This window comes from Streptococcus hyointestinalis (genome assembly GCF_041225505.1).
GTDB lineage: Bacteria > Bacillota > Bacilli > Lactobacillales > Streptococcaceae > Streptococcus > Streptococcus hyointestinalis_B.
The window spans coordinates 5,687-30,456 of the sequence record NZ_JBCLSK010000023.1; the positions used below are offsets into that span (position 1 = coordinate 5,687).

General features: G+C 44.5%; 14 protein-coding genes, 2 tRNA genes and 3 pseudogenes. 17 read left to right on the forward strand and 2 right to left on the reverse strand.

The annotated features are described in order from the left end of the window. Positions 1-1,090, forward strand: a 1,090-nt coding sequence (locus tag AALA56_RS06575; RefSeq protein ID WP_369909309.1) for a mucin-binding protein, incomplete at its 5' end; no start/stop codon positions are given. 94 nt (positions 1,091-1,184) lie between these two features. On the opposite strand, the gene AALA56_RS06580 is transcribed toward AALA56_RS06575, so the two are convergent. After that, positions 1,185-2,437, reverse strand: a protein-coding gene (locus AALA56_RS06580) for an ISL3 family transposase (protein WP_369909310.1) whose coding sequence is annotated in 2 segments (ribosomal slippage) — positions 1,185-2,170 and positions 2,170-2,437 — 1,254 coding nt in all. Because the reading frame shifts where the segments join, the coding sequence is not laid out codon by codon here. A gap of 261 nt (positions 2,438-2,698) precedes the next feature. Here AALA56_RS06580 and AALA56_RS06585 point away from each other — a divergent pair. The 15 genes and pseudogenes from AALA56_RS06585 to AALA56_RS06655 all read left to right on the forward strand — a co-directional run bounded on the left by AALA56_RS06585 (position 2,699) and on the right by AALA56_RS06655 (position 22,511). Then, a tRNA-Gln gene (locus AALA56_RS06585) sits at positions 2,699-2,770 on the forward strand. Positions 2,771-2,782: 12 nt separating this feature from the next. Next, positions 2,783-2,854: transfer RNA gene (locus AALA56_RS06590), tRNA-Glu, on the forward strand. A 57-nt stretch (positions 2,855-2,911) separates the two neighbouring features. Next, positions 2,912-3,430 carry a ribosome maturation factor RimM gene (gene rimM, locus AALA56_RS06595; protein WP_369909311.1) on the forward strand — a complete coding sequence of 173 codons (519 nt, stop codon included), beginning with the start codon at positions 2,912-2,914 and terminating at the stop codon, positions 3,428-3,430. Continuing rightward, entirely contained in the window at positions 3,420-4,154 is a 735-nt protein-coding gene (trmD, locus tag AALA56_RS06600) for a tRNA (guanosine(37)-N1)-methyltransferase TrmD (protein WP_369909312.1), read from the forward strand. Before rimM ends, trmD begins: the two co-directional genes overlap by 11 nt. Before the next feature lie 35 nt (positions 4,155-4,189). Continuing rightward, positions 4,190-4,672: pseudogene (locus tag AALA56_RS06605) on the forward strand (GrpB family protein); the annotation flags it as partial. A 24-nt stretch (positions 4,673-4,696) separates the two neighbouring features. Then, positions 4,697-5,701: an NAD(P)/FAD-dependent oxidoreductase gene (locus AALA56_RS06610; RefSeq protein ID WP_369909322.1), complete on the forward strand. Its 1,005-nt coding sequence runs from the start codon at positions 4,697-4,699 to the stop codon at positions 5,699-5,701. A 127-nt stretch (positions 5,702-5,828) separates the two neighbouring features. Then, positions 5,829-6,572, forward strand: a complete 744-nt coding sequence (locus tag AALA56_RS06615; protein ID WP_369909323.1) for a DeoR/GlpR family DNA-binding transcription regulator — start codon at positions 5,829-5,831, stop codon at positions 6,570-6,572. Further along, on the forward strand, positions 6,569-7,480 hold the full coding sequence (gene pfkB, locus AALA56_RS06620) for a 1-phosphofructokinase (protein ID WP_369909313.1): 912 nt from the start codon (positions 6,569-6,571) through the stop codon (positions 7,478-7,480). Before AALA56_RS06615 ends, pfkB begins: the two co-directional genes overlap by 4 nt. Beyond that, a complete protein-coding gene (locus tag AALA56_RS06625; protein ID WP_369909314.1) occupies positions 7,477-9,453 on the forward strand; it encodes a PTS fructose transporter subunit IIABC in 1,977 nt (658 codons plus the stop codon). The genes pfkB and AALA56_RS06625 overlap by 4 nt, the downstream gene beginning before the upstream one ends. A 217-nt stretch (positions 9,454-9,670) precedes the next feature. Further along, positions 9,671-11,911 (forward strand): 5-methyltetrahydropteroyltriglutamate--homocysteine S-methyltransferase, encoded by a 2,241-nt coding sequence (gene metE, locus AALA56_RS06630; protein WP_369909315.1) that lies wholly within the window; start codon positions 9,671-9,673, stop codon positions 11,909-11,911. Positions 11,912-11,999: 88 nt separating this feature from the next. Continuing rightward, positions 12,000-13,859, forward strand: a complete 1,860-nt coding sequence (locus AALA56_RS06635) for a bifunctional homocysteine S-methyltransferase/methylenetetrahydrofolate reductase (protein WP_369909316.1) — start codon at positions 12,000-12,002, stop codon at positions 13,857-13,859. Between the two features lie 117 nt (positions 13,860-13,976). After that, positions 13,977-17,222, forward strand: coding sequence for an ATP-dependent nuclease subunit B (rexB, locus tag AALA56_RS06640; protein ID WP_369909318.1), 3,246 nt, complete (start codon positions 13,977-13,979; stop codon positions 17,220-17,222). After that, positions 17,212-20,835 carry a helicase-exonuclease AddAB subunit AddA gene (addA, locus tag AALA56_RS06645; protein WP_369909319.1) on the forward strand — a complete coding sequence of 1,208 codons (3,624 nt, stop codon included), beginning with the start codon at positions 17,212-17,214 and terminating at the stop codon, positions 20,833-20,835. Before rexB ends, addA begins: the two co-directional genes overlap by 11 nt. A gap of 21 nt (positions 20,836-20,856) precedes the next feature. Next, positions 20,857-21,762, forward strand: a pseudogene (locus AALA56_RS06650) (magnesium transporter CorA family protein). A gap of 11 nt (positions 21,763-21,773) precedes the next feature. Continuing rightward, positions 21,774-22,511 carry a PHP domain-containing protein gene (locus AALA56_RS06655; RefSeq protein ID WP_369909320.1) on the forward strand — a complete coding sequence of 246 codons (738 nt, stop codon included), beginning with the start codon at positions 21,774-21,776 and terminating at the stop codon, positions 22,509-22,511. 40 nt (positions 22,512-22,551) lie between these two features. On the opposite strand, the gene AALA56_RS06660 is transcribed toward AALA56_RS06655, so the two are convergent. Next, positions 22,552-24,270, reverse strand: coding sequence for a phospho-sugar mutase (locus AALA56_RS06660; RefSeq protein ID WP_369909321.1), 1,719 nt, complete (start codon positions 24,268-24,270; stop codon positions 22,552-22,554). 303 nt (positions 24,271-24,573) lie between these two features. On the opposite strand from AALA56_RS06660, the pseudogene AALA56_RS06665 reads away from it, so the two are divergent. Next, a pseudogene (locus AALA56_RS06665) lies at positions 24,574-24,770 on the forward strand (glycopolymer transferase CpsA); the annotation flags it as partial.

The window sequence follows — 24,770 nt, forward strand, 5'->3', positions numbered from 1 at the left end:
TCCAGGCTATGTCACTCCAAGCAAACCAGGTGAGCCAACAGATCCAACACAGGATACACCAATCGTTTATGTGAAGGCAGAACAAAAAGCAACGATCGCTTACATTGATGACACAACAGGTGCAACCTTGAAGACAGATACAGCTTCAGGTAAATCAGGTGAAGTAAGTAGCTATCGTACAGCTGATTCTATTACAGCTTACCTTAACCAAGGCTATGAGCTCGTTTCTGATAACTACCCATCAACAGGAGTTACCTTCGATGATGATGTTACAGTAGATCAGACTTTCGAAGTTCATCTTAAACAAGGTGAGGTTACGGTTACACCGAATAATCCAGGTAAACCAGGTGATCCAATTGATCCAAATAACCCAGATGGACCAAAATATCCAGCAGGTACAGCTGAATCAGACGTTAAGAAAGACGTTAAAGAAACAGTGACTTACGTTGGAGCAGGTGATCAAACTCCAGCCTCAGTTGTTCAAACAGCCACATGGACACGTGAAATCACCTTCAACAAGGTGACAGGAGCGATCACTAAGACAACTGAGTGGATAGCTGATAAGGACAGTTATGATGAGGTTAAAACACCAGTTGTCACAGGCTATGTAGCGGATAAAGCAAGTGTAGCAAGTACAGCTGTCACACAAGAGGACATTGAAGCAGTCGTAACCTACAAGACGGTCGGCAAGCTCATTCCGATTGATGAAACAGGTGTTCCAATTCCAAACGTTCCAACACCATCATATGATAACGATCCAAACGATCCAACGAAAGTTATCATTCCGAACGTTCCGGAAATTCCAGGCTATGTCACTCCAAGCAAACCAGGTGAGCCAACAGATCCAACACAGGATACACCAATCGTTTATGTGAAGGTTCCAAGTCAGCCAGAGCAACCTAAAACAGAAACAACGGTAACAGTACCGGATAAATCAGTAACAGAGGTGGCTTCACAACCAAAACAAGCAGCAGCAACCTTGCCAGAAACAGGAGATAGTGTTAGCGGTAGTCTGTCTCTAGCTGGTACCGTTCTATCATTGCTTGGAATTGGTGTGGCTGCAGGCAAACGTCGTAAAGATGAAGATTAAGACTGTCTTTTATGAATAAATAGGGAAATCTTTCCTAAGCCTAAATGACAAACTTTAGTGTTGGTCATGTCATACCTTAAAGCCCCCTTACTCATCATGAGTAAGGGGCTTTTTGGGCTCTTTGTGTGTTCAAAGTGATAAGAATCTTGGTTCTAAAGTTCTTGAAGTTACGAAAACCAAACGCCTGCCGTTTGATGTCTTTGATAAGCTTATTAGTGGCTTCTAGTTTGGCATTGGAATAAGGGTGTTTCAAAGCGTTAATGATATAGGTTTCATGCTTTAGAAAAGTCTTGAAAACTCTTGAAAAACTTGCGTTGACACTATCGATATTGTCGTGAATGAGTCCGAAAAATGCCTCGACACGCTTCTCTTGAAAATGGAAAAGTAAGAGCTGGTAAAGGTCATAATAATAGCGGAGTTCGGGCGAAAAAGCTAAGGTTTTCTGGACAATTTCTCTAGGCGTTAGAGTTTGTCGAAAGGTTCTGGAGTAGAAGGGCTTGTCGGAGAGTTTTCTGCTCTCCTTTTGCAAGATTCTCCAATGATTTTTCATGGCTCTGTAGGGAAGAGATGCCTTGTCAAACGCTTTCATGATAGCGATACGAGTCGTCATCATGGCTCGAGCGAGGTGTTGAACGATGTGGAAACGGTCGAGGACAATCTCAGCTTTTGGAAATAGTTTCCTGATGATAGGAATATAGGCACCAGACATGTCCACGGTCACGACTTTGCCCCTCTCTCTAGATTGCCTAGAATACTTATAAAAGTAAAAGTGTTTTGTGATGGTTGTTTGGCGATTGTTTTCTAGAAGTGCAATGATTTTCTTGGTCTCAAAATCTTGCGCAATGAAAGCCAGTTTTCCCTTGTTTCTTACGAATTCATCCCAGCTCAAGATCTCAGGAAGAGCTTCAAAATTATCTTTCAAAGTGAAAGTTTCAAGCTGTCTTTGCACGGTAGAAACAGAGACGTGGAGGCGGTTTGCGATGTCTGAGTTAGTCTGTTTCTCGATGAGGAGCTGGGTGATTTTTGCCCAGACAGGCTGAGAGATTTGGCAATTCTTCTTAACCAGACTAGTTTTGGCGCAGAAACCCTGCGGCACACTTTACACTGAAAACGCCGCTTTCTGAGCTTTAGGACGGTTGCCATGCCTTGCACATCCAAGATTGGGATGGTGGAAGGTCTTTGAAAGTCGTATTTCATCATCTTTCCCTGACAATGAGGACAGGCTGGAGCGGAATAATCCAGCTCAGCTCTAATCTCAATGTGAGTCTGATGTTTGAGAACAAGTGCTATTTTGATGTTTAAGTCTTTGATTCCGATGAGTTTTGTGTTATTCTTAATATGTTCCATAAGTACTTCCTAATGTTAGTTTGATCGCTTTTCATTATAAGTCTTATGGGACTTTTTCATACCCTCAAAAGCCCTATAACCTCTGCGGTGGAGTTACCCACTACATATACTATAGAACCTAGAATTATTATTCTAGGGGCGTTTTAGTGTCTAAACGACAGATCATGCGTTTGCTAGAGATAGGTTACTCTAATCATTTGAAATTTTTTCAAAAAGTTGTTGACAGGTTTCTCATTTTCCTGTAAAATAATATTTGTTCTTTGGGGTATAGCCAAGCGGTAAGGCAAGGGACTTTGACTCCCTCATGCGTTGGTTCGAATCCAGCTACCCCAGTTTAGTTGATATGGTCCGTTGGTCAAGGGGTTAAGACACCGCCTTTTCACGGCGGTAACACGGGTTCGAATCCCGTACGGACTATCGCGACCAGTTGCTTTTGCAGCTGGTCTTTCCTTATTTAGCGTAAATGGAGAAAATATGGATTATTTTAACGTTGGAAAAATCGTCAATACCCAAGGCTTGCAAGGTGAGATGCGTGTCTTGAGTGTGACAGACTTTGCTGAGGATCGCTTTAAGAAGGGAAAGTCCCTAGCTTTGTTTGATCCCAAAGACAACTTCGTGATGGATGTGGTCATTGCTGGGCACCGCAAGCATAAAAACTTTGATATTATCAAGTTTAAGGATATGTACCACATCAATCTTATCGAAAAATATAAAGGCTACACTCTAAAAATCTCTGAGGACAATTTAACAGAGCTTGAGGATGGCGAGTTTTACTACCATGACATCATCGGGCTTGAGGTTTATGAGGGAGAGACCTTTATTGGTGTTATCAAAGAGATTTTGCAGCCAGGTGCCAATGACGTTTGGGTTGTAAAGCGTAAGGGAAAATCGGACTTGCTTCTACCTTACATTCCACCAGTGGTTCTTGATGTGGATCTTGCAAGAGGACGAGTGGAAGTGGAGCTGATGGAAGGGCTAGACGATGAAGATTGATATTCTCACCCTCTTTCCAGAAATGTTTGCTCCGCTTGAGCACTCTATCGTTGGAAAAGCGCAGGAAAAAGGGCTGATAGACATTACCTACCACAACTTTAGAGAAAACGCTGAAAAAGCTCGTCATGTCGATGATGAGCCTTACGGTGGCGGTCAGGGTATGCTTCTTAGGGCACAGCCTATTTTTGATACCATGGATAAGATTGCTGCCAAAAAGCCACGTGTTCTTCTTTTAGATCCAGCTGGGCGCACTTTTGATCAAAGCTACGCTGAGGAGCTAGCACAAGAAGAGGAGCTTAACTTTATTTGTGGGCACTATGAGGGCTATGATGAGCGGATAAAGACGCTGGTGACCGATGAGGTGTCGCTTGGAGACTTTGTCCTTACGGGTGGTGAGTTGGCTGCCATGACCATTATAGACGCTACGGTTCGCTTGATACCAGACGTTATCGGTAAGGAAGCCAGTCACAAGGACGACTCTTTTTCGTCTGGTCTGCTTGAGTATCCGCAGTACACGAGACCCTATGATTATCGTGGGATGACAGTTCCAGATGTCCTGATGAGCGGACATCATGAAAATATCCGCAAGTGGCGCTTGGAGCAGAGCTTGCGCAAGACCTATCTTAGACGTCCTGACTTGTTGGAAAATTACACTTTTTCTGAAGAAGAGAAGCGCATTTTTCAAAAGATTTTACAAGAGCAGGAAACACTAGAGGATAAGTAGAGCTGTCATTTATATTTAGGAAAGGAGGAGATAGCATGCGGACAAAGGATATAGTTGTTCTTCCTTATCAGAAAGAGTGGAAGGAAGATTTTCAAGCGATTGCAAGGGAGTTGCAGGAGGCATTGGGGGAGCTTGCACTTAGCATTGAGCATGTCGGCAGCACATCAGTAGAGGGTTTAGCAGCAAAGCCAATTATTGATATTGATGTTGTGATTGCACGAGAAAACTTTTCACAGGTTAAGAAGAGCTTAGCTGCCATTGGTTATAGCCACGAGGGCAATCTAGGGATTGAAGACAGAGAAGCCTTTAGCTATTCTGGTAAAGACCATCTGCGCACACATCATCTCTATGTCTGTCCAAGCGATTCCAAAGAGTTGCAGCAACATCTTGCTTTTCGCAATTACCTAAGACAACATCCTGAGCGTGTTTCAGCTTATGGTGCTGTCAAGTTAAAGGCAGCGCAGCTATTTCCAAATGATATCGACCGTTATATGGAGTATAAGTCCTCCATCATCGCAGAAATGTATAAGGAGTTGGGTGAAATGTCAGAAAAGAATGCGGTATATGATATTACGATTGTCGGTGGTGGTCCAGTCGGGCTCTTTGCCGCTTTTTACGCTGGTTTACGTGGGATGTCTGTTAAAATCATCGAGAGTCTCTCAGAGCTTGGTGGACAGCCTGCAGTGCTTTATCCTGAAAAGTTGATTTACGATATTCCAGCCTTTCCAGCTATTTCAGCAGGCGAGTTGGTTGAGTGCTTAGTTGAGCAGCTAGAGCGCTTTGAGGATCGCATCACCATCTGTCTGAAAGAAGAAGTGCTTGGCTTTGAAAAAACGGGTGAGCACTTTACGATTGAGACGTCAAAAGGTGAGCACCTGTCAAAATCCATTATCATTGCCTGCGGAAATGGTGTCTTTGCTCCACGTACGCTAGGACTTGAGGGTGAAGAAAACTACGCTGATAATAACCTCTTTTACAATGTTCATAAACTAGACCAGTTTGCTGGTAAGAACGTTGTCATTTGCGGTGGCGGTGACTCTGCTGTAGACTGGGCAAATCACCTAGAGCCTATCGCCAAATCAGTGACACTGGTGCACCGCCGCGACGCCTTTCGTGCACACGAGCACAGCGTGGAGCTCCTAAAACAGTCTAAGGTCAATGTGCTCACACCTTACATCCCGCTTGAGTTAAAAGGAGATGGTGAGTTCGCTAAAAGCCTTCTCATCCAAAAGGTGAAATCTGATGAGACGATTGAATTGCCGCTTGACGCTCTTATTGTTAGCTTTGGCTTTTCAACGTCCAATAAAAATCTTAAAAATTGGAATATCGACTACAAACGCTCTAGCATTCTAGTCAACTCACTTCTAGAAACTAGCCAAGCAGGTGTCTATGCTATTGGTGATGCGGCTGAGTATGATGGCAAACTTGCCTTGATTGCGACAGGATTTGGTGAAGCGCCACTTGCTGTTAACCAAGCCATCAAGTACATCTACCCAGAGCGAGATAGTCGTGCTGTTCACTCGACATCACTTATCAAAGAGGATTAAAAATAAAATAGCCTTTAGCTATTTTATTTTTTTTGAACTTTTTTGCTAGTTTTTGAAAGAATTTGCTTGACAATGACAGAAAATAGGGTATAATAATATCTGTAATCGTTTACAGGAGGTAATCGTTATTCTAAAAACAAAACGTAAGCAGGTCATCATGGAGATACTTGAGAGAGACCGAACGGTCACACTTGAGACTCTGGTGAGCTTGATTGAGACGTCTGAATCAACGATACGCCGTGATTTAGACGAGTTAGAAGCAGAAGGCAAACTGATGCGTGTGCATGGGGGAGCAGAGTTGCGACAGGGCTTACAAGATGAGCTGACCAATCAACAAAAATCTGTCAAAAACTCTCATGAAAAAGCTAAACTTGCAGAAGTTGCCTGTCAGATGATTAGCAAGCGTGATGTGGTTTTTATCGACGCAGGCACAACGACAGAGTTTCTCATTGAAAAGTTGCACCATTTGGATGTGACTGTTGTGACCAATTCTATCCACCACGCTGCAACTCTTGTTGATAAGGGGATTAAGACCATTATCATCGGAGGAACAGTCAAGCTATCGACAGATGCTAGTGTCGGACAGATGGCAGTTGAGCAGGTCAATCGGCTCAATCTTGATAAAGCTTTTATTGGCATGAACGGTATTGATACTGATTTCTTGACGACACCTGACCTAGATGAGGCTGCGGTCAAGCGAGCAGTTATCGCAAATAGTCAGCAGACCTTTGTGTTAGCAGATGCTTCTAAGCTTGGTCAAAAAGCTTTTGTCAAAGTCGACACTGTCGACAAGGTAGCGATTATAACGGAAAAGTGTGAGACAGCTGTCTTACAGGAATTACAGAAAAAAACGAGGGTGATTGAAGTATGATTTATACAGTAACGTTAAATCCATCCATTGACTTTATCGTTCGTTTAGATGAGTTGACACTAGGCAGTGTTAACCGCATGACCAGTGACGATAAATACGCCGGTGGAAAGGGTATCAATGTTAGCCGTGTCTTAAAACGTTTAGCTATTGATAATACTGCCACTGGTTTTATCGGTGGGTTTACAGGACGTTTTGTGACAGAGGGCTTAGATGCTGAAGGCATTGCGACCGATTTTGTACAAGTAGACCAAGATACACGTATCAATGTCAAAATCAAAGCGCAAAGCGAAACAGAAATCAACGGTGCAGGTCCTGTTATCACAGACAAGCAATTAGCAGAGCTAGAAGCTATCTTGTCTAAGCTTACACGTGATGATATTGTTGTCTTTGCAGGCTCAGCGCCAGCAAACCTTGGCAACCAAGTCTATAAAAAACTCATCCCTCTCGTCAAAGAGACAGGAGCAGAGGTTGTTTGTGATTTTGAAGGGCAAACGCTCCTAGATGCGTTGGATTACCAGCCTGTACTGGTCAAGCCAAATAACCACGAACTCGCAGACATCTTTGAGGTTGAGTTGTTAAACTTAGCGGACATTGAAAAATACGCTCGCAAATTGCTCGCTAAAGGCGCTCAAAATGTCATCATCTCTATGGCTAGTGACGGTGCTCTTCTAGTGACAAAAGAAGCAGCTTACTTTGCAAAACCAATCAAAGGTACTGTGAAAAACTCCGTTGGTGCTGGTGATTCGATGGTTGCAGGCTTTACAGGTCAATACGCTAAGACCCACGATGCTGTTGAAGCCTTTAAGTGGGGCGTTGCCTGCGGAACAGCAACCACTTTCTCAGACGACCTAGCAATTGCTGAATACATCAATGACATCTATGAAAAAGTCGAGGTAGAAAAATTATGAAAATTCAAGATTTGCTCAATAAAAATGTGATGATTATGGATTTGAAGGCAACAACAAAAGAAGCTGCCATTGATGAAATGATCACAAGCCTTGTTGACAACGGTGTGGTTACTGATTTTGACATGTTCAAAACTGGTATTATGAACCGTGAAGCGCAAACATCAACAGGTCTTGGTGACGGTATCGCTATGCCTCACAGTAAAAATGCCGCTGTTAAAGAGCCGACTGTTCTGTTTGCCAAATCAAGTGCTGGTGTGGACTATGAAGCGCTAGACGGACAGCCTGTTTATCTCTTCTTTATGATTGCAGCTCCAGATGGTGCTAACGACACGCACTTAGCAGCTCTTGCGGAATTGTCTAAGTATCTGCTAAAACCTGGCTTTGCTGACCAGCTCAAAAAAGCTACAACGCCAGACCAAGTTATTGTAACCTTTAACGACGCTGAAGAAGAAACCAAAGAAGCAGAAGCAGCCGAAGAAGCTAACAGCAAACCTAAAGATGGTCAAGACTTCATCGTAGCGGTCACAGCTTGTACGACAGGTATCGCCCACACCTACATGGCTGAAGAAGCACTGAAAAAACAAGCCGAAGAAATGGGTGTCGCAATCAAAGTCGAAACTAACGGTGCGTCAGGTGTCGGCAACAAACTGACAGCAGAAGACATCAAGCGTGCCAAAGGTGTCATCATCGCAGCGGATAAAGCGGTTGATATGCCACGCTTCAACGGTAAACCACTTGTCTCACGTCCAGTTGCAGACGGGATTAAAAAATCCGAAGAACTCATCAACATCATCCTTGATGACAAGGCGGACGTCTATGTCTCATCTGCAGACAGTAGCTCATCTGAAGGTTCTTCTGAAAAGATGAGCCTTGGTGGCGCCTTCTACAAACACCTCATGAGCGGTGTTTCTCAAATGTTGCCGTTCGTTATCGGTGGCGGTATCATGATTGCCATTGCATTCTTGATTGATAACATCATGGGTGTGCCAAAAGATCAGTTGAGCAACTTGGGGTCTTATCATGAGCTGGCAGCGCTTTTCAAAAACGTTGGTAATGTTGCTTTTAACTTCATGCTTCCTGTTCTTGCAGGATACATTGCTTACTCAATTGCTGAAAAACCAGGTCTTGTAGCAGGTTTCGTAGCAGGTTCTATCGCAGCAATGGGTCTTGCTTGGGGTAAAGTGCCATACGCTGCTGGTGGTGAAGCTACACTTGGTCTCTCAGGTGTGCCTTCAGGTTTCCTTGGCGCCTTGGTTGGTGGTTTCCTAGCTGGTGGGGTTATCCTTGTCCTTAAGAAAATGCTAGCAGGCCTTCCTCGCTCCCTTGAAGGTATCAAGTCTATCTTGCTCTATCCATTACTTGGTGTCTTTGTCACTGGTTTCCTCATGCTCTTTGTCAATATCCCAATGGCAGCTATCAATACAGGGCTTAACAATTTCCTTGAAAGCTTATCAGGTAGCTCCGCTGTCCTTATGGGACTTGTCCTTGGTGGTATGATGGCGATTGATATGGGTGGACCTTTCAACAAAGCCGCTTATGTCTTTGGTACAGGAACACTTGCAGCAAGCGTCGCTGACGGTGGTTCAGTTGTCATGGCAGCCGTTATGGCTGGTGGTATGGTGCCACCACTTGCAGTCTTTGTAGCAACACTTCTCTTCAAAAACAAATTCACTGAAGAAGAACGCAACTCTGGTTTGACAAATATCGTTATGGGTCTCTCATTCATCACAGAAGGTGCTATTCCATTTGGAGCAGCTGACCCAGCACGTGCGATCCCAAGCTTCATGGTAGGTTCAGCACTTGCAGGTGCCCTTGTTGGATGGGCAGGTATCAAACTCATGGCACCACACGGAGGTATCTTCGTTATTGCCCTAACAAGCAATCCATTCCTATATCTCCTCTTTGTATGTATCGGGGCGATTGTCTCTGGTGTCCTCTTTGGAGCACTTAGAAAACCAGCCGAAGATTACTAAAAATTATAAGAAACTAAGCTATGCTTAGTTTCTTTTTTCTGTCTAGATATAGCTCAAAACTATATCTAGACTTAGCGAATTAGTTAAAAACTATACCAAGACATAAAAAGATAGTATGGCTGAAAGTATTGATTTAATAGGGTTTTGCGTGTACAATACTAGACATAACAAAAAAACAAGCTATAGTTTTAAGCATTGAAAGGTATAGGAGGCAGCTATGACAAGAGTTTCAAATTTGGGGTATCCACGTTTAGGAGAGCAGCGTGAGTGGAAACATTTGATTGAGAGTTATTGGGTAGATAAGATTAGCAAGGAAGAGTTTGAAAAAAAAGCACGAGCTTTGCGTCTTTCCTTTTTACAAAAACAGGCAGACGCTGGTGTGGATTTGATTCCAGTGGGGGATTTTTCACTGTATGACCATATCTTAGATTTGTCAGTGCAGTTTGGCATTATTCCAAAGCGTTTTAGTGACCAAGACATTGACTTGGATTTGTACTTTGCGCTAGCACGTGGTAATAAAGACAATGTCGCATCCAGCATGAAAAAGTGGTTCAACACCAACTACCACTACATCGTACCAGAATGGACGAAAAAACGCCCACAATTGACCAACAGCCGTTTGCTTGACTTGTACAAAGAGGCTCGCCAAGTGGTTGGGGACAGAGCAAAACCTGTCATTACAGGACCAATCACTTTTGTGGCATTGTCATCAGGTGTGACAGACTTTACAGCGGCGGTTAAGAGCCTGCTCCCACTTTACAAGCAAGTCTTTACTGAGTTGGTTGAGGCAGGAGCGACCTACATCCAAGTAGATGAGCCGATCTTTGTGACAGACGAGGGAGCTGACTACCTCGAAGCCGCTAAGGCAGTATATGGCTACTTTGCCAAGCAAGTGCCAGAGGCTAAGTTGATTTTCCAAACGTACTTTGAAGCCTTGATTGACGCCGAGGAGTTGTCTGACATCCCAGTAGCTGCCTTTGGTCTTGATTTTGTCCATGGTTTGGAGGAAAATCTACAAGCGGTCAAAGCAGGTTTGTTTAAAGACAAGGAAGTCTTTGCTGGTGTGGTTGATGGGCGCAATGTCTGGGCGAGCGATTTTAAGGAAACATCAAAACTGTTAGAAGTCTTGGCGGAAAATACAGCTAGCCTTGTCGTACAGCCATCTTGCTCACTCTTACATGTCCCTGTGACGACTAAAAACGAGACAGATCTAGACCCTGTTTTGAAAAATGGTCTTGCCTTTGCCGATGAAAAACTAGAGGAAATCAAGCTTCTAGCAGAGCACTTGGACGGCGTGGCAAATCCCAGATACGACGAGCATGTCGCAGCCTATGACGCTCTTCAAGCAGCGGACTTCCGTAATGTTGAGTTAGAGGACCTCAGTCAAGTCCGAACGGCTAGGGAGTCTACTTATGACATTCGTCAAAAAGTGCAACAAGAGCGCTTACAATTGCCGCTCCTTCCAACGACCACCATCGGTTCTTTCCCACAATCTCCAGAAGTGCGTCGCACACGTCTTGCTTGGAAACGTGGCGATATCACTGATAAAGAGTACAAAGACTTCATCCGCTCTGAAATTGCACGCTGGGTGACTATTCAAGAAGATCTAGATATTGATGTCTTGGTACACGGTGAGTTTGAGCGTGTGGACATGGTTGAGTTCTTTGGGCAAAAGCTAGCTGGCTTTACAACGACCAAGCTCGGTTGGGTGCAGTCTTACGGGTCACGTGCGGTGAAACCGCCAATCATCTACGGTGATGTCAAGCACATTCATCCTTTGACAGTGGATGAGACAGTCTACACACAAAGCTTAACAGACCGTCCTGTTAAGGGCATGTTGACAGGACCTATCACCATCACCAACTGGTCGTTTGAGCGTACTGATATCAAGCGCAGCGATTTATTCAATCAAATTGGTCTTGCTATCAAGGACGAGATTAAGTTGCTAGAGGACGCTGGTATTGCCATTATCCAAGTGGATGAAGCAGCGCTTCGTGAGGGCTTGCCACTACGAAAAGGAAAACAAAAAGCTTATTTGGATGATGCGGTTAGTGCCTTCCACATTGCGACGTCTTCTGTCAAGGATGAGACGCAAATCCATACGCATATGTGCTATTCTAAGTTCGATGAGATTATCGATGCGATTCGTCAATTGGATGCGGATGTTATTTCCATTGAGACTAGCCGTAGTCATGGGGATATTATCGAGTCCTTTGAGACGACGGTTTACCCACTAGGTATCGGACTTGGTGTGTACGATATTCACTCACCACGTGTACCGACCGAAGAAGAGGTTGTCGCTAATATCGAGCGCTCCCTCAAGCAATTGTCACCAAAACAATTCTGGGTTAACCCTGACTGTGGACTTAAAACACGCCGTGAGCCTGAGACCATCGCAGCCCTTGAAGTTTTGGTATCTGCGACGAAGAAAGTCCGTCACAAATTAGGATATGAGTAAAAAGAAAAGTTACCTCGTTAGAAATGTGTAAAAAGGACTTGCCCTAAAAAGCAAGTCTTTCTCACACAACAATAGAAAGAGAGAGTTTATGGTAAGAGAACCGTTATTAGAGCGTTTGTCATCGTCGATTTTAGTGGCTGATGGAGCTATGGGAACGCTATTATATGCCAATGGTTTAGATACTTGTCATGAATACTACAATCTCAGTCACCCAAAGGAAATTGCAGCCATTCATAAGGCTTACATTGAAGCTGGAGCTGATGTCATCCAAACCAATACTTACGGAGCACAACGTCACCGCTTGGCAGTCTACGGTCATGAGGATGAGGTGAAGCGCATTAACCAAGAAGCGGTAGCTATTGCCAGGAGAGAAGCAGGGAGTGATATCTATGTGTTAGGCACCATCGGTGCTTCTAGAGGGCTTCGTCAATGTGAACTCAGTTTAGACGCTATTGTGGATGAGACTTTGGAGCAGGCGGGCTATCTCCTAGAGACTGGTGAGTTAGATGGTTTGCTGCTTGAGACTTATTATGATGTTGAGGAGCTGACAGCTGTTCTTACGGCACTACGTCCACTGACAGATTTGCCTATTATCACTAATATTGCCCTTCATGAAGCTGGTATCACTGAAAATGGTCGCCCCTTGGTAGAAGCCTTTAGCCAGCTGGTTATGCTGGGGGCTGATGTGGTCGGGCTCAACTGTCACTTGGGACCTTATCACATGATAAAGTCGCTCAAGCAAATTCCGCTCTTTGCGCAGGCTTACTTGGCAGCTTATCCCAACGCTAGCTTGCTATCTTATGAGTCTGACAGCGACGGTGGGCATTATAGTTTTAGTCAGAACGCTAGTTATTTTGAAAAGAGTGCGACCTTTTTAGTAGAGGAAGGTGTGCGTTTGCTAGGTGGTTGTTGCGGGACAACGCCTGATCATGTCAGGGCTATGAAGCGTGCCGCTAAGCGTTTAAAACCAGTGACCCATAAACGTGTGACACCGCTCCTTGATGAAGAGGATTTCATCCAAAAAACGCTCAAAAAAGATACGCTGGTCGATAAGGTCAAGCGTGAGGTGACCATCATTGCTGAGCTTGATCCGCCAAAGACCCTTGATATTGAGCGCTTCAAGAGTGGGATTAAGGCGCTGGACGCTAAAGGCATTGCGGCTATTACGCTAGCAGATAACTCCTTAGCAAGGACACGTGTCTGCAATCTCAGCCTAGCAGCGCTGCTAAAGGAAAGCACCAATACGCCATTTCTTCTTCACCTATCTTGCCGTGACCACAATATGATTGGTCTGCAGTCCCGTCTTTTAGGGCTGGAGGTTCTAGGGGTTGAGAACATCCTAGCCATCACTGGTGACCCGTCTAAGATGGGTGATTTCCCAGGGGCGACAAGTGTCTATGACGCGACCAGCTTTAAGCTCTTGCAGCTCATCAAGCAGCTCAATCAAGGGCAAGGCTATAGCGGCGCTAGTATCAAGAAAGCCACTAACTTTACTGTTGGTGCTGCCTTCAATCCAAATGCCCCTAATCTCTCACGCACAGGGCGCTTGATTGAGAAAAAAGTTGCTGCTGGAGCGGATTACTTTATCACCCAGCCCATCTTTAACATTCAAACCATTAAAGAGCTAGCCCTCACCGTTAAAACCTCGCCCATTCCTTTTTTCATTGGCATTATGCCAATAACCAGCTATAACAACGCTATTTTTCTCCACAATGAGGTTCCGGGAATTCATCTGTCAGATGAATTTTTAGCACGGCTAGAAGCGGTTAAGGATGATAAAGCAGCTTGCCAACGCTTGGCACTTGCTGAGAGCAAGAAGCTAATTGATGAAGCACTGAAGCACTTCAATGGCATTTATCTAGTCACACCCTTTATGCGCTATGACTTGACCGTTGAGCTGATCGACTACATCCAAGAAAAAGAAAAACGCCAAAAAGAGATTAGTTGACAAAAATCCTCTCCTTTGAGAGGATTTTTAAGTGTCTTTGACCAGCTAGTAAGAGTATCGTTGATCGGTGTGTCAATATTTGATATAATGCTACTAATGAGATAAGGATGGGATGATATGGAGTTGCTATATACAGATATTCGTTATGATATGACAGAGATTTTGGTGGATAGAGCGACGCAGGCAGCCAAAAATGGCAAGCGAGTTTTCTACATTGCGCCAAACTCGCTTTCTTTTGAAAAGGAGAGAGAGGTGCTTGAGCGCTTGAGCGAGCAGGCGTCTTTTGCCATCACGGTGACACGTTTTGCACAGCTGGCTCGCTACTTTGTCCTAAATAGCCCAAATCCTAAGGAGACGCTAGACGATGCTGGTTTGGCAATGATTTTTTATTGTGCCTTGGGACAGATAGACGATAAAAATTTGCGTGTTTATGCCAGATTAAAGCGTAATCATCAGTTTATCAGCCAGTTGGTAGAGCTGTACAAGGAGTTGCAAGCGGCGCAGTTGAGTGTTTTAGACCTTGAGCTTTTGCATTCTAAGGAAAAATACGACGATTTGGTCACGATTTTTTCACAGGTGGAGGCTTTGCTCCAAAAAGGGCAATACGACAATCACTCAAAGCTTGCCTTTTTAGCTACGCAACTCAAAACAGGTCAGCTTAACAAGACTCTAGAAAATGTAGTTTTGGTCATTGATGGCTTTACCCGCTTTTCTGCAGAAGAGGAAGAGCTCATCCGTCTTTTGGAGGAGCGCTGTGCGGAGATTGTTATCGGCACTTATCTGAGCAAAAAAGCGCAGAGAGCTAGCTTTTCAACGGGAAATGTCTACCAAGCAAGCCTTGACTTTATCCGTGACCTAGCCGGTCAATACAAGGTCAAACCTATGTATGTCGAGTCCGTTTGGCAAGGGCAGGAAGCCTTTAAAGAAGTATCGCAGCTCTTTGAGAGTAACCATGACTTTACAGCCAGTGGTGAGCAGATTAGCGCTACAGCTAAGGGTGCTATTGAGATTTGGGAGTGTGTCAATCAGCAGGAGGAAATCGAGCAGGTGGCACGTGCAATTCGTCAAAAACTTCACGAAGGACATCGCTACAAGGATATGCTGGTTCTTCTAGGGGATGTCGATAGCTATCACTTGCAGATTGAGCAGATTTTTGAGCGATATGATATTCCCTTTTATCTAGGAAAAGCAGAAAGCATGAGTGCGCACCCGCTCATCAATCTCATCGAGAGTTTGGAGCGTATTAAGCGCTATAATTTCCGCTCAGAAGACGTCATGAACCTCCTCAAGTCTGGGCTCTACGGTAGGATCGCTCAGGCGGATTTGGATTATTTTGACAAATATATTGCTTACGCTGACATCAAGGAGCAAAAGGGCTTTTTGACGGATTTCACAGCGTCAAAAGGGCATTCTTTTAACCTTGAGCGTCTCAATCGTATCAGAGAAAAGGTCATGCAGCCTCTAGCGATGCTTGTCAAAGCCCGCAAGCAGTCTGGAAATGGCTTACTGAAAAAGCTCTTTAGCTTTTTCACAGACATTTCTCTAACGGGCAATATGGAGCATTTTTCAGCGTCTCTGTCAGAGATTGAGCGTGAAAAAGAGGAGCAGGTATGGAAGACCTTTACCTCTATCCTGCAGCAATTTCAAACCATTTTTGGGGACGAAAAACTGACACTAGATGAGTGTCTGTCCTTGATTAGTAACGGTCTATTGCAGGCGGAGTACCGCATGGTTCCTGCGACGGTTGATGTGGTATCGGTCAAATATTATAATCTGGTAGAGCCGCACTCAAAACCATTTGTGTTTGCTATTGGCATGACCCAGTCGCATTTTCCAAAGCTAGCGCAAAATAAAAGCCTCGTCTCTGATGAGGAGCGTCAGCTCATCAATGAGCAAACAGAGATAGGTGGGCATTTTGATATTGTCAGCCGTGAGCATATCAAGAGAAATCATTTTACAGCGCTGTCGCTGTTCAACGCTGCCACAAATCAGCTGGTACTTAGCCAACCCCAAATTCTCAATGAAAATGAGGATGACATGTCCACTTACCTCAGAGAATTAGTCGCTATGGGCGTGCCCTTCTTAGCCAAGGGACAGACGCCTTTTGCAGCAGATAGTGCAAGTGTTGGCACCTACAAGGCGCTGTTGTCACGCTTGGTGAACTTTGCTAGCGACAGCCCCGCTCTTTATGCGGAGTTGGACAAGCAAGAAGAGACCTTTTGGTCAGTGCTGGTTCGTCATCTTCGTCAAAAGCTAGCCAAAGAAGGGCTCCACATGCCACTCTTGAAGGACTCTGTGCTGACCCAGCCTGTCTCACAAGAGGTTATGACCGCTCGTTTTCCAGAAGAGAAGGCGCTACATCTGTCCTCATCAGCCCTCACCACTTTTTACAACAATCAATACCAGTATTTCCTGCGCTATGTTTTGGGCTTAAAAGAACAGGACAGCATTCACCCAGACGCAAGAAATCACGGGACTTACCTTCACAGAGTGTTTGAGTTGGTCATGAAAGACCAGTCGGCTAAGCCTTTTGATGAGAAGCTAGAGCGTGCTATCACAAGGACAAATAGCGAGGAAACCTTCCAAGCACTCTACAGTTCAGACGCACAGGGGCGCTATACGCTTGGTGTTCTAGAGGATATTGCTAGGGCAACGGCGACGATTTTCAACCGTCCTGATGTGAGCAATCGTATCGAGAGTGAGGAGGAGCAGTTTGAGCTGGTCTTGTCTGACAATATCATTGTCAACGGTATCATTGACCGTGTGGATCGCCTGTCGGATGATAGCTACGGTGTCGTTGACTACAAGTCCAGCAAGCAAGTCTTTGATATTGAAGCTTTCTTTAACGGCTTGAGCCCCCAACTGGTGACTTATCTCTCTGCTTTGCAATCTCGCTATAATCTTTCTCTCAATCAACTCTTTGGCGCTATGTATCTGCACATGCAGGAGCCTAAGCTCTCGCTTGATAAGGTCGCATCACTAGAAGAACTGCAAGCAAAAGCCCATCAGGAAATTGTCTATAGAGGGCTATTTTTGGAGGAGGAAAAAGCGCACCTAGCCAATGGCAACTACAAGCTAGACACACTTTTTAGCGCAGAAGAGCTCGCCATTATGCTTCGATACAATGAGCACCTCTACCAAAAAGCACAGGATGTGATTAGAAGCGGACGCTTTCTCATCAATCCCTACACCAAAGACGGCAAGGTGGTGCTAGGAGAGCAGCTAAAGGCAATCACAGGTTTTGAAGCGGACAGACACATGCCACATAGCCGCAGACTCTACCATTTACCGAGAAAGGAAAAACGTCAAGGCTTCTTGACCATGATGGCACAAAGCGAGGAGGACGATAGTGATGAAGTGTAAGCCTTTTTTGACGGATAGCGACATCAAGCAGCTACAAGAGACAGAAGCGCATTCAAGCAAGATACAAAAGCGCACAGCTGAGCAGATTGAGGCGATTTATGCGAGTGGGACCAATATCCTCGTGTCAGCTTCGGCGGGTTCTGGAAAGACCTTTGTCATGGTTGAGCGGATTATGGATCAGACTTTACGAGGGATTCCGATTGAGCGGCTCTTTATCTCGACCTTTACGGTCAAGGCAGCGGGTGAGCTCAAAGAGCGTTTAGAAAAAAAGCTGAGCGAAAAGATAAAGGAAAGCACAGATACGGACACCAAGCTCTTTTTAAATGAGCAGTTGGCTGCTGTGCAGACCGCTGATATCGGTACCATGGACGCTTTCACACAAAAGCTGGTCAGCCAATACGGCTATACGCTGGGTATTTCACCGACTTTTCGGATAATGCAGGACAAAAATGAGCAGGATTTGCTGAAAAATGAAATCTTCTCAGATTTGTTTTCAGACTATGCTGCGGGAAATAAAGCAGAGCTCCTCACTCGTCTCGTCAAGAACTTTGCAGGGCGCAGTAAAAATACAGATCCCTTTAGAGCCATTGTTTATCAGATTTATGACTTTAGCCAGTCTACGGCAAATCCTAAAATGTGGCTAAAGGAGCATTTTCTAAAGGGCGCTAGAAGTGCCAACAGCTATGAGGCGATTCCACGAGCAGACATCGAGCTTTTACTGAACTCTATGCAGGAGACTGCTGATAAATTGCAGGATGTGACAGATCTTGAAGGCTACAAAAAAGTCACTGCTAAAAATGCCCCCACCGCAGCTTATAAAAAGCACTCAGCAATCATTGAGCAGCTACGGGAGTGGTCTTTACACTTTGAGACGCTCTACGGTGTTCAGGCGATTGACCGCTTGGCAAAGGATATTGCAGCGCTGATTCCAAAAAGCAGCTATGTCACGGTAGCTGGAGAGCGCTATGCAGTCTTTTCTGGATTACAAACACAACTAGGATTGTTTAAACACTTAGATTTGGTATTTAAATACCAAAAAGAGAGCCTGCCTATGCTTGAGCTTTTACAGTCTTTTGTAGAGGACTTTTCTGAGCAATATTTACAAGCCAAGCTCCAAGAAAGTGCCTTTGAGTTCTCAGACATCAACCACTTTGCCATCCAGATATTGGAGGAAAATCCTGCCATCAGAGCGCTTTATGTGGAGCGCTACCACGAGGTCATGGTAGACGAATACCAAGATAATAACCACATGCAAGAACGCCTCTTGGAGCTTTTATCCAATGGGCACAATCGCTTTATGGTGGGCGACATCAAGCAGTCCATTTACTGTTTTCGTCAGGCTGACCCGCAGATTTTTAATCAGAAATTTACCGACTATCAAAAACACCCAGAGCATGGCAAGCTTATCATCCTCAAGGAAAATTTCCGTAGTCAGTCAGAGGTCATCGACAGCACCAATGGTGTCTTTACCCGTCTCATGGATGAGGAGGTCGGCGAGATTGTCTACGATGAGAGCCACAAGCTAAAAGCAGGAAGCGACAAGCAAAAAGAGCCACATCCTGAGAATAAAACGCAGCTCTTGCTGTTAGATACTGACCAGTCAGACGAAGTGGTAGAAGAGGACGACACTCAGCTCTCACCAGGCGAGGTCCGTCTCGTCGCAAAGGAAATTATCCGCCTGCACCAAGAAGAAGGCGTTCCTTTTAGCGATATGACTCTCCTCGTCTCATCACGGACACGAAATGACGGTATCCTGCGTGCTTTTGACCAGTATGGCATTCCTCTTGTGACAGATGGCGGTGAGCAGCACTACCTCAAGTCTGTTGAGGTCATGGTTATGCTCGATACGCTAAGAGCTATTGATAATCCGCTCAATGACTATGCTCTAGTCGCTCTTTTACGCTCTGCTATGTTTCAGTTTGACGAGGATGAGCTGGCGAGATTAGCCGTTCAGTCCTCCTCATCACATCTTGCTTTCTTTGACAAGCTCCTAAAAGCTCTCTCAAAGACAGGTGAGCACCCAGAGCTTATCACAAACGCTCTTTATCAGAAACTAGAGTTGTTTAAAGAGACCTTTGATACTTGGTGGCTGTATGCCAAGACTCACGCTCTTTATGACCTCATCTGGAAGATTTACAATGACCGTTTTTACTATGACTATGTCGGCAATCTTCCAAAAGCTGAGCAACGTCAGGCAAATCTCTATGCGCTTGCTCTCCGTGCAGAACAGTTTGAGCAGTCAGGCTTTAAGGGCTTGCCACGTTTTATCCGCATGATTGACAAGACCCTTGAAAATCAAAACGACTTAGCCGATGTCGAGGTTGCTGTTCCTAAAAATGCTGTCAATCTCATGACCATTCATAAGAGTAAAGGGCTCGAGTTCAAGTATGTTTTCATCCTTAATCTTGATAAAAAATTCAGCATGGTGGATCTCAATGCTCCAGTTATTTTAAACCGTGAGATGGGGATTGGGATAAAGTATCTGGCAGATATGAAAGATGAGGTCGGTGAGACCATGCTGCCGAGCCTTAAAGTTAGCCTTGATACGCTACCTTACCAGCTCAACAAGCGCTCGCTTTTACTGGCCACTCTTTCTGAGCAAATGCGCCTGCTCTATGTTGCTATGACACGAAGCGAGAAAAGGCTCTATCTCATCGGAAAAGCCAGCTCCAGCAAGGCTCTTGACAAGTATGAAGGGCATTTTCAAGAGGGACGCTTGGCACTTTCTGAGCGTAAGCAGTACAAGACTTTCCAAGATTGGTTTTTAGCCATTTACGCAGCTTCATCTAAAGAAAACTTGCCTTTTTCCCTGCGCTTTGTCCAAGATGAAGAACTGACAGATGACAAAATCGGTGTTATCTCGCAAGAGTTGCCTTTTGATCCTGACAATCAAGCCCATAACCGCCAGTCAGATGACATCGAAAAAGCTCTCAATATGCTGGAGCAGGTGGAGAAACTCAATCAGCGCTACCAAGCAGCTATTCATCTACCAAGTGTGCAGACACCGAGCCAGATTAAAAAGTTTTACGAGCCGATTATGGACAGTGAGGGCGTGGCAGTCATCGACTCTTATCAGAAAAAGCAGCAGTTTTCATTGCCAGACTTATCTGGAAAGGAAAAAGTGGAGGCTACTGCTATCGGGTCAGCCATGCACGAGCTCATGCAGCGCTTGGACGTGACCCAAAAAGTCACGATGCAAGCCATCACAAAGGCTCTTAGCGACTTGTCCGCTCATGATAATGTCAAAGCCAGCCTTAACCTTGAGCGTGTGCTTGCTTTCTTTACAGAAAGTGAGCTTGGGTGTCTCATTCAAGAGCATAGCGACAAACTCTATCGTGAAGCGCCATTTGCTATGCTAAAGACAGACCCAGCTAGTCAAGAGCAGTTTGTCGTGCGTGGGATTGTCGATGGTTACTTAGTTTTTGACGATAGGATTGTTTTATTTGACTACAAAACTGATAAGTACACAGAGAGTAGCGAGCTGGTTGAGCGCTACAAAGGACAGATGGCACTCTACGCTGAAGCGCTCAGTCAGTCCTATCACATACCGACCGTTGTTAAATACCTGGTGTTATTGGGAGGAAAAACACTAGAGGTTGTCAGCATTCCCTAAACCTAAGGAGACAGGAAAATAATGTTACTCAACAAAGAACTCAATTGGTACAACATCAATGCCAAGGAAGAAGACATCGCAAAAGCTATCAAGACACTCGCATGGGATGTTGACATCCCAAAAGAACTAGCAGACTATGCGACTGACGAGGATGAGCGTGCCTTTTTAGAAGTGAATAAGGTCAATCACCATATCGGATTGACGGTTGTCTTTCATATCATTGACAGACAGACCGTAGATGGACACTATGAGACAGTCCCCATGACCTTTTATGTCTTAGAGGATAGGCTTCTCACAGTGTCCAACCAGCGCAACCACTATATCATTGACCTGCTAAAAGAAGCGCTCGACCAAGAGGAAGCTCAGATGAGCCAAAAGCAGTTCCTCTTTCTAGCTCTTACCATCATCACCAAGCAGTATTTCAAGATTGTGTCGCAGATTGCACGGGAGACCGATGAGCTCAATCGGCAATTGCGCCAGTAAACCAGTAAAAAAGGGCTTCTCGCCATGAGTGACTTGGAGACAGGTCTTGTTTATCTCATGTCAGCAGCTAACCAAAACGTCTTTGTCTTGGAGCAATTAAAAGAACATCCGCACCAGCGACAATTGAGCGACAATGAAGAAGAACAGCTGATGGACGCCATTATCGAGGCGAGACAGCTCGCCAATATGACACAGCTCAACAGCCAAATCCTCTCGCAACTCTCTGACACCTTCAACAATGTCCTCAATGATAATCTGACCGCACTCAATATCATCTCGGTCAATCTAGCCATTGTCGCAGCTATCACTGGTTACTTTGGTATGAACATACCATTGCCTTTTACGCATTCTCGTTGGGCTTGGGTTGGTGTCATTGTGGTGTCTGCTGTCTTGTGGTTCATCATCGCTCAAGTGCTCAAACGCTTTTTACAATTTAGACGATAAGGAGATTGACCATGCGTGACAATCATCTACATACCCATTTTTCCTACGATTCCAAGGCGCAGTTCGAGGAGTATTTACAGGCTTACTCTGGTGAGATTGTGACAACGGAGCACTTTGACCTGTCCAATCCTTACAGCAAGCAAGACGACGTCCCAGACTATGAGAGTTATTGCCGTGAAATCGCACGACTCAACAGTCTCTACGACAATCGTATCAAAAAAGGCATTGAGATTGGCTATTATCAGCCACGTGAGGCTGACATCAAGGCTTATCTAGCTGGAAAGGACTTTGACCTCAAGCTGCTATCGGTTCACCATAATGGTATCAATGATTACCTAGATGATGAGGTAGCGTCCATGGATAAGGCGAGCGTCATCAAAGACTACCTTGATAGACTGGAGTATGCTATTGGTCGAGTGGAAGCAGATGTCCTTGCCCATTTTGACTATGGTTTTCGCCTTTTTGAGATTAGCGTTGAGGAGCTCAAACAGTATGAAGAGCAGCTTGTTCGGATTTTTCAAAAGATGGTAAATAACAATCTCGCTTTTGAGTTAAATGCCAAGTCTATGTATCTTTATGAGCATGAACATCTCTACCGCTATGCGCTTGATTTGCTGAAAAATCTTGGCAGTACACGCTATTCTATCGGCTCAGATGGGCACAAGCTGGAGCATTTCCGCCTGCATTTTGATAAGATTGTGGCTTTGTTAGCTGACTATGGCATTTCTGAGAGTCAGTTGATAAGTTGAGTATAAAAAAGAACTCTGATTTTCAGAGTTCTTTTTGTATTTAACCAACAAAAGCGTTGATTTCTTTTTCGATGTTTGCGATTTTTTCTTCTGCGTCTTCTAAGCTGCTGCCAACAGTTGCGATGTAGAATTTGATTTTAGGCTCTGTTCCAGATGGGCGAACAGCAAACCAAGAATCATCAGCTAAGAGATATTTCAAGACATTGCTAGGTGGTGTTATGAGCTGAGTCACACTACCGTCTTTGCTAGTTGCCGTTTGTTTTTCAAAGTCTTCTAAGAGCACGATGTCTGTTTTGTTAAATTGCGTTGGCGCATTATCACGGAACTTGTCCATGATGGCTTTGATTTGCGCAGCACCATCGACACCAGAGAGAGTGACTGAGATAGTCTTTTCAGCGTAGTAGCCGTATTCTTTGTAGATTTCCTCGATACCATCAGCTAAGGTCATGCCACGTGAGCGGTAGTAGGCAGCGATTTCAGCTACGATAAGCACGGCCTGGATAGCGTCTTTATCACGAACGAATGGTTTGATGAGGTAGCCAAAGCTTTCTTCAAAACCAAACATGTAAGTGTGATTGTGTTTTTCCTCAAACTCTTGGATTTTCTCTGCGATAAACTTAAAGCCGGTCAAGACGTTAAACATAGTCGCACCGTAGCTTTCAGCAATCTTAGTCACAAGCTCAGTTGAGACGATTGACTTGGCAAGCGCAGCATTTTCTAGCAATGTACCAGCTGTTTTGTGGGCTTCAAGGATGTATTTGGCGATGATAGCACCGATTTGGTTACCAGAGAGATTCTTGTAAGAACCGTCTGTTTGACGAATCTCAACACCAAGACGGTCAGCGTCAGGGTCAGTAGCGACCAAGACATCCGCATCCACTTGACGTCCCAATTCTTCAGCAAGTGCAAAAGCCGCTTGACTTTCAGGGTTTGGTGATTTGACAGTAGAGAAGTCAGGGTCTGGCGTTGCTTGCGCTTCAACGACCTGCACAGAGGCAAAGCCAGCGTTAGCTAGCGCACGACGAGCCAGCATCTCACCTGTACCGTGTAGCGGCGTGTAGACAATCTTCATGTCCTTACCATATTGCTCAATCAAGTCTTTATTGATATTGACATCAGCGACTTCTTTGAGGTATTCGCTATCAACAGCTTCACCGATAACCTCAATAAGACCAGAGGCTTTAGCTTCTTCAAGGTCAGCAAGAACAATCTCAAATGGATTGTCAATAGCACGGATATAGTCTGTCAATGCATCCGCATCAGCAGGTGGCATTTGTCCACCGTCTTCACCGTAGACCTTGTAGCCGTTAAAAGGTGCTGGGTTGTGGCTTGCAGTTACCATGATACCCGCAAAAGTTTGCAAGTGGCGTACAGCAAAAGAAAGCTCAGGTGTAGGACGTAGGCTTTCAAAGACATAAGCCTTGATACCATGATTAGCTAAAACCTGCGCAGACTCAAAGGCAAACTCTTGAGAGAAGTGGCGTGAGTCGTAAGCAATAGCGACACCACGTTTTTTAGATTCGTCGCCTTTAGATTCAATCAGTTGAGCAAGCCCTTCAGTTGCTTGGCGAACCACATAGATATTGATACGGTTTGTCCCAGCACCGATAAGTCCACGCATACCAGCAGTACCAAACTCTAGGTTTGTATAGAAGGCATCTTCTTTTGTTTTGTCATCCATAGCGATGATTTCATCACGTAGATAATCAGGCAGACCTTTAAAATCAAGCCATTTTTGACAACTTTCCTTGTAAGACATAGGTAAATCACTCCTTAATCTAAAATGCAAATCCTAACATATCATTAGGAAAATATACAACCGTTTTCATTATAACACTGTTTCCGCAAAAAGGCACGTTTTTTGAGGGAAAATCTAAGAATAATTTTCATTGTTTATTTATTAAATTGAAATTCAGTTCTAATATCTATAACAAAAATGATAAAAAGATAAGAAAGTCTAACACACTAAAATATTGAAAAATAACTGGAGAGATATTGACATTCTGTATACAAAAAGGGTAAAATTACATTAGATGTATTTTTAATGAAAAAAGGAGTTTCCATGACTCACTCTAGTCATAGTCGTCGTAATAGACGAGAAAGTAAAAAACCTAAGTCTGTATTGACTATTGTTAACAGTGTTTTATTAGTGCTTTATGGGGTGTTATCCCTCTACACCCTCTACACCATGTACAGCTATAACTTCCTGGCCTTTCGCTATGTCAACGTCTTGCTGACGGTTGTCTTGCTAGCGGTTTT

Excerpts from the sequence above, each read along its gene's own strand:
- addA (WP_369909319.1), top strand. The coding sequence starts at position 17,212 with ATGAAGTGTAAGCCTTTTTTGACGGATAGCGACATCAAGCAGCTACAA.
- AALA56_RS06635 (WP_369909316.1), top strand. The coding sequence starts at position 12,000 with ATGGTAAGAGAACCGTTATTAGAGCGTTTGTCATCGTCGATTTTAGTG.
- AALA56_RS06655 (WP_369909320.1), top strand. The coding sequence starts at position 21,774 with ATGCGTGACAATCATCTACATACCCATTTTTCCTACGATTCCAAGGCG.
- AALA56_RS06625 (WP_369909314.1), top strand. The coding sequence starts at position 7,477 with ATGAAAATTCAAGATTTGCTCAATAAAAATGTGATGATTATGGATTTG.
- metE (WP_369909315.1), top strand. The coding sequence starts at position 9,671 with ATGACAAGAGTTTCAAATTTGGGGTATCCACGTTTAGGAGAGCAGCGT.
- AALA56_RS06660 (WP_369909321.1), bottom strand. The coding sequence starts at position 24,270 with ATGTCTTACAAGGAAAGTTGTCAAAAATGGCTTGATTTTAAAGGTCTG.
- trmD (WP_369909312.1), top strand. The coding sequence starts at position 3,420 with ATGAAGATTGATATTCTCACCCTCTTTCCAGAAATGTTTGCTCCGCTT.
- rimM (WP_369909311.1), top strand. The coding sequence starts at position 2,912 with ATGGATTATTTTAACGTTGGAAAAATCGTCAATACCCAAGGCTTGCAA.
- pfkB (WP_369909313.1), top strand. The coding sequence starts at position 6,569 with ATGATTTATACAGTAACGTTAAATCCATCCATTGACTTTATCGTTCGT.
- AALA56_RS06610 (WP_369909322.1), top strand. The coding sequence starts at position 4,697 with ATGTCAGAAAAGAATGCGGTATATGATATTACGATTGTCGGTGGTGGT.
- rexB (WP_369909318.1), top strand. The coding sequence starts at position 13,977 with ATGGAGTTGCTATATACAGATATTCGTTATGATATGACAGAGATTTTG.